Source organism: Solilutibacter pythonis (assembly GCF_003697345.1).
GTDB lineage: Bacteria > Pseudomonadota > Gammaproteobacteria > Xanthomonadales > Xanthomonadaceae > Solilutibacter > Solilutibacter pythonis.
This window is the reverse complement of the sequence record NZ_RFLY01000004.1, coordinates 12,206-28,084: the sequence shown is the minus strand read 5'-3', so window position 1 is coordinate 28,084 and position 15,879 is coordinate 12,206. Positions and strand designations below refer to the sequence as shown.

The window sequence follows — 15,879 nt, the reverse complement described above, 5'->3', positions numbered from 1 at the left end:
GGCGCAAACGCCGACGGCCCGGTTTCCCGGGCCGTCGCTTCGATCCAATCGCTCGGGCGCTCAGGCCGCGAACAGCGCCTTCATCTTTTTCAGCGCGTTGGCCTCGATCTGGCGGATGCGCTCGGCGCTCACACCGTACTCGTCGGCCAGTTCCTGCAACGTCACCTTGCTGTCGGCATCCAGCCAGCGGCGCTTGATGATGTCGCGGCTGCGCGCATCCAAACGGGCCAGGCTCTCGCGCAGCAGCGAAAGCTGATGGTCCTCGCTGTCGGCGCGTTCGTAGGCTTCGGAGGGGTCTTCGTCGCCGGCGGCGAGATAGGCGACCGGGGAGGGCGGCGCGTGGTCGTCGTCGTCCGAATCGGGGGCGTCGAAGCCGATGTCGCGGCCGGACAGGCGCGCTTCCATTTCCAGCACCTCGGCCTCGGGAACGTTCAGCTCCCGCGCCACGGTGCGGACTTCCTCGGCGTTCATCCAGCCGAGCCGGGTCTTGGACTTGCGCAGGTTGAAGAACAGCTTGCGCTGCGCCTTGGTGGTGGCCACCTTGACGATGCGCCAGTTCTTGATGATGAACTCGTGCATCTCGGCGCGTATCCAGTGCACGGCGAAGCTGACCAGACGCACGCCCATGTCCGGGTCGAAGCGCTTGACCGCTTTCATCAGGCCGACGTTGCCTTCCTGGATCAGGTCGCCCAGTTGCAGGCCGTAGCCGCTGTAGCCACGCGCCACGTGGACCACGAAGCGCAGGTGGGCGAGGATCAGGTTCTGCGCGGCGGACAAATCGTTGTCCTCGCGCAGGCGGCGGGCGAAACCTTGTTCTTCCTCGACGCTCAATACCGGGATCTGGTGCACCGCGCCGATGTAGGCTTCCAGCGAGCCCAGCGCGCTCGGCACCGGCAGATTGTTGGGAATCAACGGGTAAGTCGCGGCTTGTGCATTCATGCGGGTGATTCTAGCAGTGGTCATTGGTGAGTGTTGAGGGTCGAAAACCATCCGTTTCGTTCCATTCATGGAACAACGGCGGGTTCGTGTCGGTATTGCAGCATGCCGGTCGTTAATCACAGGTGGGGGTGCGATGACCGTTTGCAATGCTCAGCCCTGGGCGCGCCGGCTCATTCCCAGGATGCCCTTGAACAGCGCCTGCACCGCGTCCGGTTCCAGCCCGGCGGCGGCGGCCCAGTCGCCGCGCCGCCGCAGTAGCTCGGTCTCGCGGGTCGGGTCGAGCACCGGCGCGCCCAGCCGGCGCTTGGCCTCGGCGGCGCGGGTGGACAGCTCGCGCCGCCGGCGCAGCAGATCGACCAGCTCGCGGTCGAGCTCGTCGATGTGCTCGCGCACCTCGCGCAGCGCCGGCGAATGCTGGCCGAGGTCGGGGATGGCCAGCGCGGCGTCGGTCTGCGCCGGCAGCGCGTGGTCGCCGTCCTCGCCGATGCGGGCGTCGATCAGGCCGAGCGCTTCGATGAACTGGCGGCGTGTGTCGGCGGCGTGCGGGTTCTCGTGGTGGATGGCGGCGAACAGGTGGCCGGCGTCGGCGCGCACCGCGGCGATCGAGGCCGCCAGCGCGGCGAAGCTTGGCGGCGTCCAGCGCAGATCGTCGCCGATGCCGAGATCGAGCAGGCCCTTGGCGATGAAGAAGGCCATCGCGTGGGTCAGGGCCATGTGGCGGTCATGGGTTTCCGGGGATTGCATCGCCACTTCGCAGCCCAGTCCGACGAACAGGCTGGCGATGCGTTCGGCGCTGGCCGGGTGATGCGCGCTGGCGCAGATCACCACCCGGCGCGGTTCGGCGCGGGCGATGCTGAGCGGGCCGAACAGTGGGTGAGTGCCGGCATGCGCGATGGTTTCGCCCAGTACCTCGTCCATCAAGGCGCAGGGCCGCTGCTTGACGCTGCCGACGTCGATCACGGTGTGGCGGGTTTCGAGCAACGGGCGCAGCGTGCGTAGCGTGCGCTCGAATGCCGGCACCGGCACCGCGATGACCAGCAGGTCGGAGGCGCGTGCGAGCGCCTCGATGTTGGCCGCGGCGTGCGCCGCCGGGACTTCGGCATGCGGATCGAAGGCGCGCCAGCGCCGACCGTGCGCGCTCAGCAGGCCGGCCAGCGCGGCGCCGAAGCGCCCGTAGCCGAGCAGGCCGATGTCGCCGGCGTCATCCGGCGTGGAAGGAGGGACGTGGTGAGTCATCGCCGCAGTGTGGCATGTCGCGAACGGTCTAGGCGGGCAGTTCGCGCCGCATGGGCAATGACCAGTCCATCGGGGTTTCGCCGCGCCGGGCCAGGTAATCGTTGGCCTGGGAGAAGTGCCGGCAGCCGAGGAAGCCCCGGTGCGCCGACAGTGGCGAGGGGTGCGGCGCGCGCAGCACGCGATGGCGGCGGGTATCGATCACCTTGCCCTTGGCCTGCGCATAGCTGCCCCAGAGCAGGAATACCAGGCCCTCGCGTTCGCGGTTGAGCACGTCGACCACGTGGTCGGTGAAGCCTTCCCAGCCTTTGCCCTGGTGGCTGCCGGCGCGGCCTTCCTCGACGGTGAGCACCGCGTTCAGCAGCAGCACGCCGCGTTCGGCCCAGGGCATCAGCCAGCCGTGATCCGGGCGTTGGAAGCCGACATCCTCCTCAAGCTCCTTGTAGATGTTGAGGAGGGAAGGCGGTACCGGCACGCCCGGCTGCACGGAGAAGCACAGCCCGTGAGCCTGACCCCGCCCGTGGTAGGGGTCCTGGCCGAGGATGACGATCTTCACCGCGTCGAACGGGGTGGCGTCGAAGGTGGCGAAGATGTGCGCAGGCGCCGGGTGGATGCGCGCGCCGGCCCGGCCGCGCTGGCGCAGAAAGGCGGACAGCGCCCGCATGTCGTCGCGGTGGAACCAGTCGCCGACCCGCGCCTTCCACGAAGGCTCCAGCCGCAGTTCGCGGGCTTCGCTCATGCGGCGGCTCCCGGTGTTTCGGGCATTGCCGCGAGGCGGAGCTGGAACAGCACCTTGGTCAGCAGCAGGCGCTCCTCGATGGGTTTCAGCACCAGGTCGTTGGCGCCGGCGTGGATTAGCGCGCGATGGTTCTCGGCGTTCTCGTCGCCGGTCATCACCAGCGCCGGCAGGCGGCGCTTGCCGTAGCCGAGCCGCGTGCGCGCGTGGGTCAGCACGTCCTGGCCGGTGAGCGCGCCGGTGAGATAGAGGTCGGTCAGGACGAGGTCGCAGCCGGGGCCGCCGGATTCCAGCCGTTGCGCGTCCAGCCATTCGATCGCCGCTTCGGCGCTGGCGAGGTGGGTGACGCGCAGCCGCTGCGATTCCAGCATGCGCTTGGTCGCCAACGCCACCACCCGGCTGTCCTCGATGTAGAGCACGTGCGCGCCGGGAACCGGCTTGGGGTTCACGTAGCCGCGGATGAAGGCGACCAGGGCGCGCATTCCCAGCGCCTTGTCGAAATAGTCGGTGATGTCCTCGCTCAGCGTGCGCGATTCCAGCCTCGCCTGTGCCTCGCCGGATACCACGATCACCGGCACGTAGGCCTGCCCGGCGCTCTCGCGCACGGCGTTGGCGACGGCCAGACCGTCGCCGTCGGGCAATACCAGCGAGGTGGTGACCAGATCGATCGCGCCATCGCCGAGCGCGTCGCGGGCGGCGGCCACGCTGTCGGCCTGGCGCAGATGGGTGTTCGGCAACTCGCGGGCCAGTACGTCGCCGATCAGTTTCCGCACCAGCTTCGAGCCATCCACCACCAGTACGCGGGGGGCGTCGGACACCACATGGCGCAGGTCGTGACGAGAGGTGGGCATTTCAGCGCTCCGGGCGGGTCTGGCGCAGGTAATGGCCCGTGACCAGTCCGGCGCCGAGCCAGCCAAGCAGGCCCGCCGCGACCGCGACCGCCAGCGCTTGCAGTGGGTTGAAGCCCTGCAGCACGAAGCGGCTGCCGTAGCTGGCCGCCAGTTTCGCCAGCGGCGGGGCGAGGTAATGGTGGGCCAGCGTCAGCAAAGCCAGCGCCAGTGCGCCGGCGGCCAGGCCATACCATGCGCCCAGGTAGAGAAAGGGTCGGCGGATGAAGCCATCGGTGGCGCCGAGCAGTTGCAGTACGCCGATTTCTTCGCGACGCGATTGGATATCCAGGCGCACGGTGTTGCCGACCACCAGCAAGGCGCCCGCGCCCAGTAGCACGGCCAGCACCCAGGCCAGGCGCTCGCCGAAGGCCAGCCATTGGTCGAGGCGCTGGCGCCAGAGGACATCGTGTTGCACCAGTTCGACTTCCGGCAGTGCGCCGAGGTGCCGGGCCAGCGCGGTTTCGTCGGTTTTGGGTACGACGATGTAGAGATGCGGCAGCGGGTTGGCTTCCATCTGGTCGATGGCATCGCCGAGCGCCGGGTTCTCGCGCAGGCCGGCGAGTCCTTCGTCCGGGGTCTTCCATTCCAGCGTGGCCACGTCCGGGCGGCCGCGCAGTTCGTCGGCCAGGATGCGGGCGCGTTCCATCGCCACTTCCTGTTTGAGGAAGACGCTCATCTCGCGTGCTTCCCGCACGTTGCCGGCGAAGCGTTCGACGTTGGCCAGCACCAGCCCGAGGCCGAGCGGCAGCGACAGCGCCACGGCCATCACGCCGATGGTGAGCAGGGTCGCCCATGGTTTTCTGACCGCGCGGCCCAGGCTCGCCATCAGGCTGTAGAGGTGGTGATCGAGCCATGTCGCGAAGCCGGAGGGCGGCGGCGAGCGGTGAGCCTTATGCATCGGCCAGGTCCTCCGGCGCGATGTCGTCCGCCAGCCGGCCGTGGTCCAGCACCAGCACGCGTTTCTTCATCCGCTTGACCAGGCCGAGGTCGTGGCTGGCGACCAGCACGCTGGTGCCGCGCTCGGGCAGGGCCGCGAACAGTTCCATGATTTCCGCCGAGAGGGTGGGGTCGAGGTTGCCGGTGGGCTCGTCGGCCACCAGCAGGCGCGGCTCGCCGACCAGCGCGCGGGCGATGCCGACACGTTGCTGCTCGCCCGCCGACAGTTGGCCGGGTAGGGCTTTCTCGCGCCCGCCAAGACCCAGCCGTTCCAGCATCGCCCGTACCCGCTTGCCGGTCTCGGCGCGGCGCATGCCGCGCAGGATCAGCGGCAGCGCCACGTTTTCGTGCACGCTGCGGTCGGTCAGCAACTGGTGGTTCTGGTAGACCACGCCGACTTCGCGCCGGTGCAGCGCGACCTTGCGCCCACGCACTTTCAGCAGGTTCTTTTCATCGAGCAGCACGGCGCCGCGACTGGGCCGTTCGGCCAGTTGGATCAGTTTCAGCAGGGTGCTTTTGCCGGCGCCGGAGTGGCCGGTGACGAACAGCATCTCGCCCGGGGCCACCGCGAAGGAAACCTCGCTGAGCGCTTCCTGCCCGCTGGGGTAGCGCTTGCTCACGTTGTCGAAGCGGAGGAGGGTCATGGGCGAAGTATAGGGGGAGTGATCGGGGAAGCCGGATGGGGAAGGGGGCTTTCGCCGCCGTTCGCGCGGGCGATGGCGGGGGCTGGCCGGATGGCCGGAGGCATCGTGGCGTGGCGCGCTGGGGCGTGGTTTCCTGCGCGGGCCGGGGCGCGCAGGAAACGCTGGCGGCGCTCCGGCCGTCCGTTCGTGGTGGTGCGGCGCGCGTTGTCCTTCGGCCGTTTCAGTCGCGTCGCTTCTCGCGCGCGATGAACGCCCGGATTTCGTTTTCCAGTACCGGCAATGGCAGCGCGCCTTGCGCGAGCAGCGCGTCGTGGAAGCGGCGCGCGTCGAACTTCCGGCCCAATTCGCGTTCGGCTTCGGCGCGCAGGCGCATGATCGCCAGTTCGCCCAACTTGTAGCTCAGGGCCTGCGCCGGCCAACTGATGTAGCGATCGACTTCGGTCGTCACTTCGTGCTCGGACAGGGCGGTGTTGTCGCGCAGGTAGGCCAGCGCCTGGTCGCGCGTCCAGCCTTTGTGGTGCACGCCGGTGTCGATGACCAGGCGGCAGGCGCGCCACATGGCGTAGGTGAGCCGGCCGAAATCCTCGTAGGGGGTCTGGTAGATGCCCATTTCCTTGCCCAGCCATTCCGAATACAGGCCCCAGCCCTCGCCGTAGGCGCTGATGTATTCCTTGCGGAAGCCGGGCATTTCGCCCATCTCCATCACCAGCGAGCCTTGCAGCGAGTGGCCGGGCGAGGATTCGTGCAGGGTCAGCGCCGGCAGGTTGTAGAGCGGGCGCGAGGGCAGGTCGTAGGTGTTGAGCCAATAGGTGCCGGCGCCGCCCCGGCCGGCGGTCCAGAAGGGGGCGATGTCCGCTGGAACTTCGACGATGGCGAAGCGATTGCGCGGCAGTTTGCCGATGATCTTGCCCACTTCCCCGTCCACGCGCTTGGAAATCCATGCCGCGCGGTCGAGCAGTTGTTGCGCGGTGGTGGCGTAGAAGCGGGGGTCGGTGCGCAGGAAAGCGAGGAAATCCTGGAAACGGGTCGCTTTCGATTTCCCTTCGAAACCGACCTGCTCGATGATCGCTTCCATCTCGGCGCGAATCCGCGCGACTTCCTTCAGGCCGATCCGGTGGATGTCCTCCGGCGGGAGCTCGAGCGTGGTGTAGTGGCGGATTTGCTGGCGATACCAGGCCACGCCATCGGGCATGGCCTCGGCCGCCAGCGTGGTGCGCGCCTTGGGCGTGTATTCCTCGCGGAAGAAGGCGAGCAGCTTGCCGTAGGCGGGGATCACGGCCTCGCCGATCGCGCGCCTGGCTTCTTCGCGCAACTGGTTTTGCTCGGCGGTCGGGATGGTGGCCGGCATGCGCTTGAACGGGCGGTAGAGGGCGGCCTGCCCGGGGTCGGCGAGCGTCGCCACCTGGGCGATCGAGCCGTCGCGGCCGTCCAGGGTCGCGCGCGGCACGGAAAAGCCGCGCGCCAGGCCGGCGCGCATGTTCGCCATGTGTTGGTCGAAGTAGCGCGGCACCTCGCGCAGCAGGGCGATGTAGTCGCGGTATTGCCGTGGCGTGCGCAGTTCGCGCTGGCCGATGAAGCCCAGCGACGACCAGAACGAGGAGTCGGCGTTGAACGGCATCTCGTAGTCGTGGAAGCGCGCGCCGGCGGCCAGGTTTTCCACCTGCGGGCGGTAGACGAGGTAGTGGATGCGGTTCGCCTCGGAGAGTTTCGCCGGGTCGATGGCGTCGAGTTCGCGCAGCACGCTTTCCCAGCGCTTCAGCCGCGCGGCTTGCGCGGCGGGCGAGACGTCGGGCAGGGCGATGCGCGCCGGTGGGCCGTCCTCCTCGCCGGCGATGCCGTTCTGTTCCTGCCGCCACGTCCATTCGCGCTCGTGGAGGGTACGGAATTTCGCGTCCAGTGCGGACTCGGCGCGCGCGTGCGGTGGCTGGTCCGTCTGGGCGTGGGCGGATACCGCCGGCGGCAGGACCAGCAGGCAGGCGAGGAACAGTGGCTTAATTGTCATGGCGCGGGAAAACGGCGGCGAAGCCCCGATGCTAACCGCTGGCGTCGCCGTCGCCCGTGCCGGAAGTCCCGTTCAGTGCGATGCGCGGTCGCGTTTCCAGCCGCGATGGCGGATGTCCAGCCACAGGCTGTAGCCGGCGGTCAGGGTGGGAAACAGGTTTTGCAGGATGCCGACCGAATCGTTCTTACCGAAGACGAAGTAGGAGAGCGTCATCAGGCTGCCGACGATGCTCATGTACCAGAACAGGCGGGGGATCACCGGCTTCTTCGCCCGCTTGCTGGCGACGAACTGCACCAGCCAGCGCCCGCCGAACATCAGCGCGCCGACCCAGCCGACGATCTTCCACGGCGTCATGTGGATGCCGGTCCAGCCAAGCCAGGCGATGGGGTTGTCCATGAACCCGGACGCTTCCGGCGCGAGCATGGCGATCAGCGGCATCAGACTTCCTCGATGGCGGTGCGCTTGCCGCGGGCGATCAGCCAGGCGACGCCGCGCAGGTCGCGGATGCCGACCAGCGCGCGGTCGAGGTTGTTGTACTTCGATACGCCGCTGGCGCGGTGGCGATGGTTGACCGGCACGCTGAGGGTCTTCCAGCCGGCGCGCTGCATCAGCGCCGGCAGATAGCGGTGCATGTGGTCGAAGTAGGGCAGGTCGAGGAACGCCGCGCGCTCCATCAGCTTGATGCCGCAGCCGGTGTCGGGCGTGTCGTCGCGCAGCATGCGGGCGCGGATCGCGTTGGCCCATTTCGAGGCCCAGCGCTTGGAGCCGGAGTCCCGCCGGTCGACCCGCCAGCCGGCGAACAGCCGGGTATCGGGCGATGCCTTCCCGCGTTCGGCCAGCAGTTTCGGGATGTCGGCCGGGTCGTTCTGGCCGTCGCCGTCGAGGGTGGCGATCCAGGGCGCGCGCGCGGCCTGGATGCCGGTGCGGATCGCCGTGCTCTGGCCGCTGTTCTCCAGGTGGCGGATGACGCGCAACTCCGGCGTTTCCGCCTTGAGGGCGGTGAGTCGGGCCAGCGTGGCGTCCTTCGACAGGTCGTCGACGTAGACGATTTCGAATGGCAGCCGCCCGCGCAGGGCGGTGACGATTTCGCCGACCAGCGGCGCGACGTTGTCTTCTTCGTTGTAAACCGGCACCACGACCGAGAGCTCAGGCGGCTGTTTCATGCGGGGCTGTCTTCGTCGGTGGGGCGGTGAGTGTCGGGTGCGGGTTTCAAGCCGGTTTGCGCAGGCGGTCTAGCACGCCGTCGAGCGCTTCCAGCGAGCCGTAGTGGATCACCAGTTTGCCGCGCCCGCCGCGCCCGTGCTGCACCGCGACCTTGCTTGCGAGAATCTCGGTGAGTTCGTTCTCCAGCGCGGCGATGTCGGCCGAGGGCAGTGGCTTGGCGCGTTTCTTCGGCTCGCTGGCCACTTTGCCGGCGGCCAGTTGCTGCACGCGGTGTTCCACTTCGCGCACGCTCCAGCGCTCGGCGGCGGCCTGCCTGGCCAGGGCGATGGCCGCCTGCGGCGCGAGCGAGAGTAGGGCGCGCGCGTGGCCCATCTCGATCGCCCGGGTCTGCACCAGCGCGCGGATGTCCGCCGGCAGTTCCAGCAGGCGCAGCAGGTTGGAGACCGCCGCGCGCGAGCGGCCCACCGCTTCGGCCGCCTGGGCGTGGGTGAGGTCGAATTCGTCGATCAGCCGTTGCAGCGCCTGGGCTTCTTCCAACGGGTTCAGGTCTTCGCGCTGGATGTTTTCGATCAGCGCCATCGCCACCACGGTGCGGTCGTCCAGCTCGCGCACCACGGCGGGAATCTCGATCAGCCCGGCCAGCTGCGTCGCCCGCCAGCGGCGTTCGCCGGCGACGATCTCGTACTTGTCCTTGCCGATGGCCCGCACCACCACCGGCTGCACCACGCCCTGGGCCTTGATCGACTCGGCCAGCTCGGCGAGCTTGGCGTCGTCCATGGTGCGGCGCGGCTGGTATTTGCCGGGCTGCAATTGCTTGACCGGCAGGCGTTTCAGCTTGTCGCCCGGCTGCGCTTCCAGCGGCGCGGTCGGTGCGGCGGCGTTGGGGCCGAGCAGGGCTTCGAGTCCGCGGCCGAGTCCGCGTTTCTTGGCGGGCGATTTGGCATTCATGCGGCAATTTCCTTGGCCTTGCGGGCTTGTTCGCGCTCGTGCTGGCGGCGCAGGATTTCGCCGGCCAGCCCCAGGTAGGCCACGCCGCCGCGTGAGGCGCGGTCGTAGCCGATGATGCTCTGGCCGTGGCTGGGCGCTTCGGCCACGCGCACGTTGCGCGGGACGATGGTGTGGAAGACCTGTTCGCCGAAGTGCTGCACCAATTCGGCCGAGACCGCGTTGGCCAGGTTGTTGCGCACGTCGAACATGGTGCGCAACACGCCTTCGATTTCCAGCGCCGGGTTGAGCCTGGCCTTCAGCGCCTCGATGGTTTGCAGCAGCGCGGTCAGCCCTTCCAGCGCGTAGTACTCGCACTGCATCGGCACCAGCACCGAGTCGGCGGCGGTCAGCGCGTTGAGCGTCAACAGCGACAGTGCCGGCGGGCAGTCGATGAGGATGAAGTCGTAATCGTCGCGCAGTTCGTCGAGCGCGCGCTTCAGCCGTTGTTCGCGGCCGGCTTCGTCCATGAGGGCGATCTCGGCGGCGGTCAGGTCGGTGTTGCCCGGCATCATCGCGTAGCCTTCCTCGGCGTGGAGGATGGCGTCTTTGGCGTTCACTTCCTCCAGCAGCACGTCGCAGGTGGAATGGGCGATGTCGCGTTTGTCGATGCCGCTGCCCACCGTCGCGTTGCCCTGGGAATCGAGATCGACCAGCAGCACGCGGCGCGGCGCGGTGGCCAGCGCCGCGGCGAGGTTGACCGCCGTCGTGGTCTTGCCGACGCCGCCTTTCTGGTTGGCAACCGCGATCACTCGGGCCATGTGCGGGATGTCCTGTGGGGCATGGGGCGGTCCGGTCGCGCCGGCCGCAGGACTTCGCATTATGCCTGCCCAGGCGATGGAGGTCAGGCGCGAGGCGCGCGCCTGACCTCCGCCAGTTGCCGGGTCGCGGCCAGTCCCGGCACGTTCAGATCGTGTACCGCTTCCAGCCGCCAGCCCGCCGGCAGCCGCGTGGCTTCGCCGGCCACGGTCTCGGCTTTCATCGCCAGCAGCCGGCCGTCCGGGGCCAGCAGGTGGCCGCCGAATTCGATGATCTTGTCTAGCGTGGCCAGCGCGCGCGCGGTGATCGCGGTGTATTGGCCGGCTTCGGCCAGGTGTTCGGCGCGGCTTTCGGCCACCCGCGCGTTGGGGAGTTTCAGCATGCGCACCGCCTCGCGCAGGAAGCGGGCCTTCTTGCCGTTGGATTCCACCAGCGTCACCGCGCAGCCGGGCCGGGCGATCGCCAGCGGGATGCCGGGCAGGCCCGGCCCGGTGCCGAGGTCGGCCAGCGGCGCGTCCGGCACGAAAGGGGCCATCGTCAGCGAGTCCAGCAGGTGCTTGCCGACCATCTCGCGCGGGTCGCGGATCGCGGTCAGGTTGTAGGTGGCGTTCCAGCGCGTCAGCAGAGCGAGGTAGGCGAGGAGCGGCGGCGCCAGCGCGGCGGCGTCCAGCCGCAATTGGGCCAGGCCGGCGCGCAGCAGCGGTTCGGTATCCGGGGGCAACGGGGCAGCGGTCATGGCGGCAGTATCGCAGGCGGCGGGTCGATCGGCTGCCAGGCGATCGTGGCCAGATAGCCTTCGGCGGGGACGAATTCATGCAGCCGCCAGTCCCGGGCGTCGCCCAGCCGGGTATCGCATTCGAGCAGGGTCAGGCGGCCGGCGCGATCGCCGAAACACAGTTTCTCCAGCCCGAAGGAGAGGCCGTGTCCATGCGCTTTCAGCACCGCTTCCTTGGCGCACCACAGGCGCAGGAAGGCGGTGTCGAGGGCGGCGGCGGGCAGGTCGCCCAGCCATTGGCTTTCGCGTGGGTGGAAGAAGCGCCGCGCCAGGGCCAGGGCGTTCGGGCGTGGGCGGGCGCGTTCGAGATCGCAGCCCAGTCGCAGGCCGTGTGCGGCGGCGATCAGCAGGTGCGCGCCGCTGTGGCTCCAGCCGGCGTCGAAATCCGACATGGGCGGGCCGAGGCGCGGACGGCCGCGGTGGTCGCGCAGCAATGGCAGGCTGTCGGCGTCGCGCGCCCAGTGCGTGGCCAGCCAGGCGCGCGCCAGCGGCTCGGCCGGCTGGCCCGGACGATGCGGCAGAAAGACGTGCGCGGGGATTTCGCTCATCGCCCAAGCGTAGCGTTGGTGCGTGGAATCGCTAAGCTTTGTCTTTCACCACAGGGAAGTCGAATGTCCGCCGAAATCATTTCATCCGCCCTCGCGGCATGTGGCGAGTGGCTGGCCGGCGATGACGATGCATGGCTCTTCTGCGGCCCGCGGGCGATGACGCGCGGGCGGTTTCGCCGCCGCGTGGCCGCGTTGGCCGGGCGTCTGCCGGAGGCGCCGTCGGTAATCAACCTGTGTGAGCATCGCGATCATTTCCTGCTGGCGTTCTGTGCCGCGCTCGTGCGTGGCCAGGTGACGCTGCTGCCGCCCTCGCGCGCGGCCGATGCGGTGGCGGAAGTGGCCGCGCGCCACCCCGGTTGCAGCCGGCTGGCCGATCTCGATGGCATCGATTGCGATCTGCGCGTGGATCGGGTGGCGGCGGCGGAATCCGGCATCGACACGCCGCCGCGTGCGCTCGCCGATGCCCGGCTGGCGATGATCGGCTTCACTTCCGGCTCCACCGGCGCACCCTCGGCGCATCCCAAGACCTGGGGCGCGCTGCGCCATACCGATGCCGCCAACCAGCGCTGGCTGCAAGTCCTCTGCGGTGGTGGCGGCAATGTGGTGGCGACGGTGCCGCCGCAGCACATGTACGGGCTGGAGCTGTCGGTGCTGCTGCCATTGCTGGGGCCGTTCGCGGTGCATCCGGGCCGGCCGTTCTTCCCGCAGGACGTGGCGAAGGCGCTGGCCGAATGCGCCGAACCGCGTCTGTTGGTCACTACGCCGCTGCATCTGCACGCGCTGGTGGAATCGGGCGTCGAGCTGCCGCCGTTGGCCGGCATCGTCAGCGCCACCGCGCCGCTGACGCCGGCGCTGGCCGAGGCCGCCGAGGCGCGCTTCGCCACCGAGCTGCACGAAGTCTTCGGCGCCACCGAGGTCTGCGTCTTCGCCTATCGCCGCAGCACGCAAACCAGCCGCTGGCGGCTGCTCGACGAAGTGCGTCTCTCGCCGCGGCCCGGGGGCACGCTCATCGCGCGCCCCTCGCTGCCCTCGCCGGTGCTGCTGGCCGACCTGCTGGAACTGGTGGATGACGGCAACGGCTTCGAGCTGCGCGGCCGTCATGCCGATCTGCTGGAAATCGCCGGCAAGCGCGCCTCGATGGCCGACCTCACCCGCCGCTTGCAGGCGATCCCCGGCGTGCGTGACGCGGCCATGCTGCAACTCGATGCCGACGCCGCCGGCGTGCGGCGGCTGGTGGCGGTGGTGGCGGCCGATGCGTCGCTTGCGAACGCCGATATCCTGGCCGCGATGCGCCGCGTCGCCGATCCGGTGTTCCTGCCGCGCCGGATCGTGCGGGTGGACGCGCTGCCGCGCAACGAGACCGGTAAGTTGCCACGGCAGGCGTTGCTGGCCTTGGTCGAGCGCGGCTGAGCCGGCCTCAGAAGCGGCCTTGCAGCACCATCGAATAATGGCGGCCCGGCGCGGTGAAACGTTCCAGGCCGTAGCCGCGCCTGTCCACCATGTTGGTGCTGCCGAACGACGGAATGCTGCGCAAGCTGTCCCAGGTGCTGTACTTGCGGTTGAGCAGGTTGTCCACGCCGAGGTCCAGCCGCCAATGCGCGCCCAGCCGGAAGCCGGCTTCCATATCCACCACGCTGTAGGCGCGTGAGAGATAGGGCGCGGCGCGCCGGACTTCGCCGCGCCAGCCGAATTCGGTGCGGATCGTGTCGCGTTCGCGCTTGGCCGCCACATGGCGGAGCGTCAGCTGCGTCCGCCAGCGGTCATCGGGCCGGGCATAGGCCAGCCCGAGCACGGCGGTGAAGGGCTGGATCGCGCGCAGGCCGTCGCCGATGCCGGTCCTGCCCCGGGTATGGGTGAATCTCAGCAAGGCCCGGCTGCCTTCGGGCAGGCCGATGGTCCGCCGCAAGTCGAGCCCGCCGTCGAACTCCACCCCACGGACCGTGGCCGAGTCGATGTTGACGTTCTGGAAACGCTCGGCCACCAGATAGGGGTCGCACAGATCGCGCAGGGGATAGAGCCGGCACTTGGCGGGGTCGTAGTAGGGGTTGGGCTGGCGGCTCTGGGAGTGCCGCTCCTCGATGAAATTCCGGTAGCGGGTGTGATGGATGCTCAGCGCGGCGTGGCCGGCCTCGCCATGCAGGTTGAATTCGATTTCCTGGTTGAAGGCGTGTTCCGCCCGCAGTTCGGGATTGGGCACGATGTAGTTCTGGCCGCGCTGGAACTGGAAGTACAGCTCCTGGGCGCGCGGCGCGCGGAAGCCGGTCGCGGCCTTGTAGCCCACGCTGAAGTGCGGGCCGAGATCGTGCCGGAGATGGGCGAAGCCGGTGGTGGCCGAGAACTGCCGTGGCTCGGGTGAATAGGTGGTGCGGTTCTGGTTGGCGCCGTCGGGTTCGGGCTGATGGCGGTAGCGGTCGTGGCGCGCGCCGAGGCCGAGCGAGGTGGCGTCGCCCCATTCGATGCGGTCTTGCAGGGCCAGGAACGCGGCGCGCGTGCGCACCGGGTCGGCGATGCGATAGCGCTTGATATCGGCGCTGCCGGCGCCGCTGTAGCCGTAGAGCGTATCGAGGTTGATGTTCTCGAAATAGCCGTGGCTGGCGCCCGCCGCCGCCTGCCACTGGTGCCGCCATTGGCCGGCCCGGATCGTTTGACTGTCGAGCCGCAGTTCGAGCTGGTCGAGCGTCTGGGTGAACTTGCGGTCGTATTTCTGGGTGATGCGGCGTCGTGGGTCGCGGGCTTCGTGGTTGCGGGTGATGGCGTGTTGTTCGATCCACTGGCCGCCGTAGGCCGCGGTGAATTCCTTGAGCCATGAGGATTCGGGCGTCCACGCATAACGCAATTGCCGGCGGCGGTAGGGCGAGGTGTCGAGCGAAAGCCGGCGCTCGCCGAAGACGTCCGTATAGGAGCGTTCGTGGGTGGCGATGTCCAACGCGCGGTTTTCGAAGCTGGCTTCCAGCAGATGCGCGGCGCCGAAGCGGTAGCCGGCCTTGGCCAATATCGAATGACTCTCGCGCTCGACCGGGTCGGCCAGGCCGCGCTCGGCGCCTTCCACGTCCAGGCCGTCGCCATAAGCCTTCAGCTCATGGCCGTGGCGCCGGGTGAACTGCAATGCGCCCCGGAAGCCACCGCTGACCACGCCGCCGCCCAGCACGAAGCGCCATTCGCGGTTCTTGCCGGAGTAGCCGGTCTTGGCCAGCAGGCCGAACGGCTGGCCGGGCTGGACGAAATCCTCGGCGCTCTTGCTAAAGAAGCGCACCGAGCCGCCCAATGCCCCGCTGCCGGTACGGAAGGAGTCCGCGCCCTTCTCGATGCGCACCGAGCCGATGTTCTCCAGCTCCGTGGTGTTGCGGTTGCCATTGAGATAGCCGTAGCCGGAATAGACCTCGGGAATGTAGCTGTCGGCCTGGCTCAGGCCATCCACGGTGATCGATACCCGGTCGCCCTCGACGCCGCGGATGCTGTAGCCGTTGGAGCCGGAGCGCCCGCCTTCCACCACGCCGACGCCGGTTTCGTGGCGCAGCAGGTCGCGTTCGTCGGCGACCCGGGCCTCGGACAGCGCCTCGGCGTCCTTCTCGATGACGTTGGCGTGCGCCGGCGACTCGCCATGCACCCGCAACCGGTCGAGGGTTAGAACGCTGGCGGCCTCGGTTGGTTTGCCCGGCGGGGACGATTGCGCCAAGGCGGTCGGGGCGATGCAGAGCGATGACAGGGCGAGCGAAACGAGGATGGCCGAGGCCAGCGGGGAGATGTTCATTGAGTGGGTGAAAATGATAATAAGTATCAATTGTCCCCCATTCATTTTCCTTCCGCAAACGCCGGCGAGTCCCCCGGCCAGTGGCTGGCGGGACCTGGAGACATCTTCACGGTGTCTGCAACTTGCTGAATATGCTTGGTTTTTTTCGGAGGTTCGACACTCCCGTCACGCCTGCCCACGCATGCTTCCCGGCGTACCCATGCGGGTTCATGGGACATCCAATCCATTTTTCTCCTTCGCCGGGAATTACCAAGGAGTTCGGCAAATGAATCTCATCATCTGGTTGATCGTGGGCGGTATCGTCGGCTGGCTGGCCAGCATCATCATGAAACGCGACGCCCAGCAGGGCATCATCCTCAACGTGGTGGTCGGTATCGTCGGCGCGATGATTTCGGGCTTTCTGTTCGGTGGCGGCATCAATCAGGCCATCACCGTGACGACTTTCCTGTTCTCGCTGGTCGGCGCGGTCATCCTGCTCTTGATCGTGAATCTGATCACGCGTGGACGCGCGCGCTGAG

16 protein-coding genes are annotated in these 15,879 nt (G+C 68.6%); 2 read left to right on the top strand and 14 right to left on the bottom strand.

The window, feature by feature from the left end:
* Nucleotides 1-60: 60 nt before the first annotated feature.
* The 13 genes from rpoH to EBB59_RS03540 all read right to left on the bottom strand — a co-directional run bounded on the left by rpoH (nucleotide 61) and on the right by EBB59_RS03540 (nucleotide 11,610).
* Entirely contained in the window at nucleotides 61-939 is an 879-nt protein-coding gene (rpoH, locus tag EBB59_RS03600) for an RNA polymerase sigma factor RpoH (protein ID WP_122100791.1), read from the bottom strand.
* Between the two features lie 150 nt (nucleotides 940-1,089).
* Nucleotides 1,090-2,175 carry a prephenate dehydrogenase/arogenate dehydrogenase family protein gene (locus tag EBB59_RS03595; RefSeq protein ID WP_122100790.1) on the bottom strand — a complete coding sequence of 362 codons (1,086 nt, stop codon included), beginning with the start codon at nucleotides 2,173-2,175 and terminating at the stop codon, nucleotides 1,090-1,092.
* A gap of 28 nt (nucleotides 2,176-2,203) precedes the next feature.
* Nucleotides 2,204-2,911 carry a uracil-DNA glycosylase gene (ung, locus tag EBB59_RS03590; RefSeq protein WP_122100789.1) on the bottom strand — a complete coding sequence of 236 codons (708 nt, stop codon included), beginning with the start codon at nucleotides 2,909-2,911 and terminating at the stop codon, nucleotides 2,204-2,206.
* Nucleotides 2,908-3,759 (bottom strand): response regulator, encoded by an 852-nt coding sequence (locus EBB59_RS03585; RefSeq protein ID WP_122100788.1) that lies wholly within the window; start codon nucleotides 3,757-3,759, stop codon nucleotides 2,908-2,910. Before EBB59_RS03585 ends, ung begins: the two co-directional genes overlap by 4 nt.
* 1 nt (nucleotide 3,760) lies before the next feature.
* Complete coding sequence (ftsX, locus tag EBB59_RS03580) at nucleotides 3,761-4,696, bottom strand: permease-like cell division protein FtsX (protein ID WP_122100787.1); 936 nt, start codon at nucleotides 4,694-4,696, stop codon at nucleotides 3,761-3,763.
* Entirely contained in the window at nucleotides 4,689-5,378 is a 690-nt protein-coding gene (gene ftsE, locus EBB59_RS03575) for a cell division ATP-binding protein FtsE (protein WP_122100786.1), read from the bottom strand. The genes ftsX and ftsE overlap by 8 nt, the downstream gene beginning before the upstream one ends.
* Nucleotides 5,379-5,598: 220 nt before the next feature.
* A complete protein-coding gene (locus tag EBB59_RS03570; RefSeq protein WP_122100785.1) occupies nucleotides 5,599-7,380 on the bottom strand; it encodes a DUF885 domain-containing protein in 1,782 nt (593 codons plus the stop codon).
* Between the two features lie 72 nt (nucleotides 7,381-7,452).
* The gene (locus tag EBB59_RS03565) at nucleotides 7,453-7,776 is read right to left on the bottom strand and encodes a lipid-A-disaccharide synthase N-terminal domain-containing protein (RefSeq protein ID WP_425451793.1); all 324 of its coding nucleotides are present in this window, start codon (nucleotides 7,774-7,776) and stop codon (nucleotides 7,453-7,455) included.
* A 41-nt stretch (nucleotides 7,777-7,817) separates the two neighbouring features.
* A complete protein-coding gene (locus EBB59_RS03560; protein ID WP_122100784.1) occupies nucleotides 7,818-8,543 on the bottom strand; it encodes a glycosyltransferase family 2 protein in 726 nt (241 codons plus the stop codon).
* Between the two features lie 46 nt (nucleotides 8,544-8,589).
* Nucleotides 8,590-9,492, bottom strand: a complete 903-nt coding sequence (locus EBB59_RS03555) for a ParB/RepB/Spo0J family partition protein (RefSeq protein WP_122100783.1) — start codon at nucleotides 9,490-9,492, stop codon at nucleotides 8,590-8,592.
* Nucleotides 9,489-10,289 carry a ParA family protein gene (locus tag EBB59_RS03550; protein WP_122100782.1) on the bottom strand — a complete coding sequence of 267 codons (801 nt, stop codon included), beginning with the start codon at nucleotides 10,287-10,289 and terminating at the stop codon, nucleotides 9,489-9,491. The genes EBB59_RS03555 and EBB59_RS03550 overlap by 4 nt, the downstream gene beginning before the upstream one ends.
* 83 nt (nucleotides 10,290-10,372) lie before the next feature.
* Nucleotides 10,373-11,023 (bottom strand): 16S rRNA (guanine(527)-N(7))-methyltransferase RsmG, encoded by a 651-nt coding sequence (gene rsmG, locus EBB59_RS03545; protein ID WP_122100781.1) that lies wholly within the window; start codon nucleotides 11,021-11,023, stop codon nucleotides 10,373-10,375.
* The gene (locus tag EBB59_RS03540; protein WP_122100780.1) at nucleotides 11,020-11,610 is read right to left on the bottom strand and encodes a 4'-phosphopantetheinyl transferase family protein; all 591 of its coding nucleotides are present in this window, start codon (nucleotides 11,608-11,610) and stop codon (nucleotides 11,020-11,022) included. The genes rsmG and EBB59_RS03540 overlap by 4 nt, the downstream gene beginning before the upstream one ends.
* Nucleotides 11,611-11,673: 63 nt before the next feature.
* On the opposite strand from EBB59_RS03540, the gene EBB59_RS03535 reads away from it, so the two are divergent.
* A complete protein-coding gene (locus EBB59_RS03535) occupies nucleotides 11,674-13,020 on the top strand; it encodes an AMP-binding protein (protein WP_122100779.1) in 1,347 nt (448 codons plus the stop codon).
* 7 nt (nucleotides 13,021-13,027) lie between these two features.
* Here the strand turns inward: EBB59_RS03535 and EBB59_RS03530 are convergent, their stop codons facing one another.
* On the bottom strand, nucleotides 13,028-15,361 hold the full coding sequence (locus EBB59_RS03530) for a TonB-dependent hemoglobin/transferrin/lactoferrin family receptor (protein WP_158601699.1): 2,334 nt from the start codon (nucleotides 15,359-15,361) through the stop codon (nucleotides 13,028-13,030).
* A gap of 265 nt (nucleotides 15,362-15,626) precedes the next feature.
* On the opposite strand from EBB59_RS03530, the gene EBB59_RS03525 reads away from it, so the two are divergent.
* On the top strand, nucleotides 15,627-15,878 hold the full coding sequence (locus EBB59_RS03525) for a GlsB/YeaQ/YmgE family stress response membrane protein (protein ID WP_122100777.1): 252 nt from the start codon (nucleotides 15,627-15,629) through the stop codon (nucleotides 15,876-15,878).
* The last annotated feature ends 1 nt before the right edge of the window (nucleotide 15,879 follow it).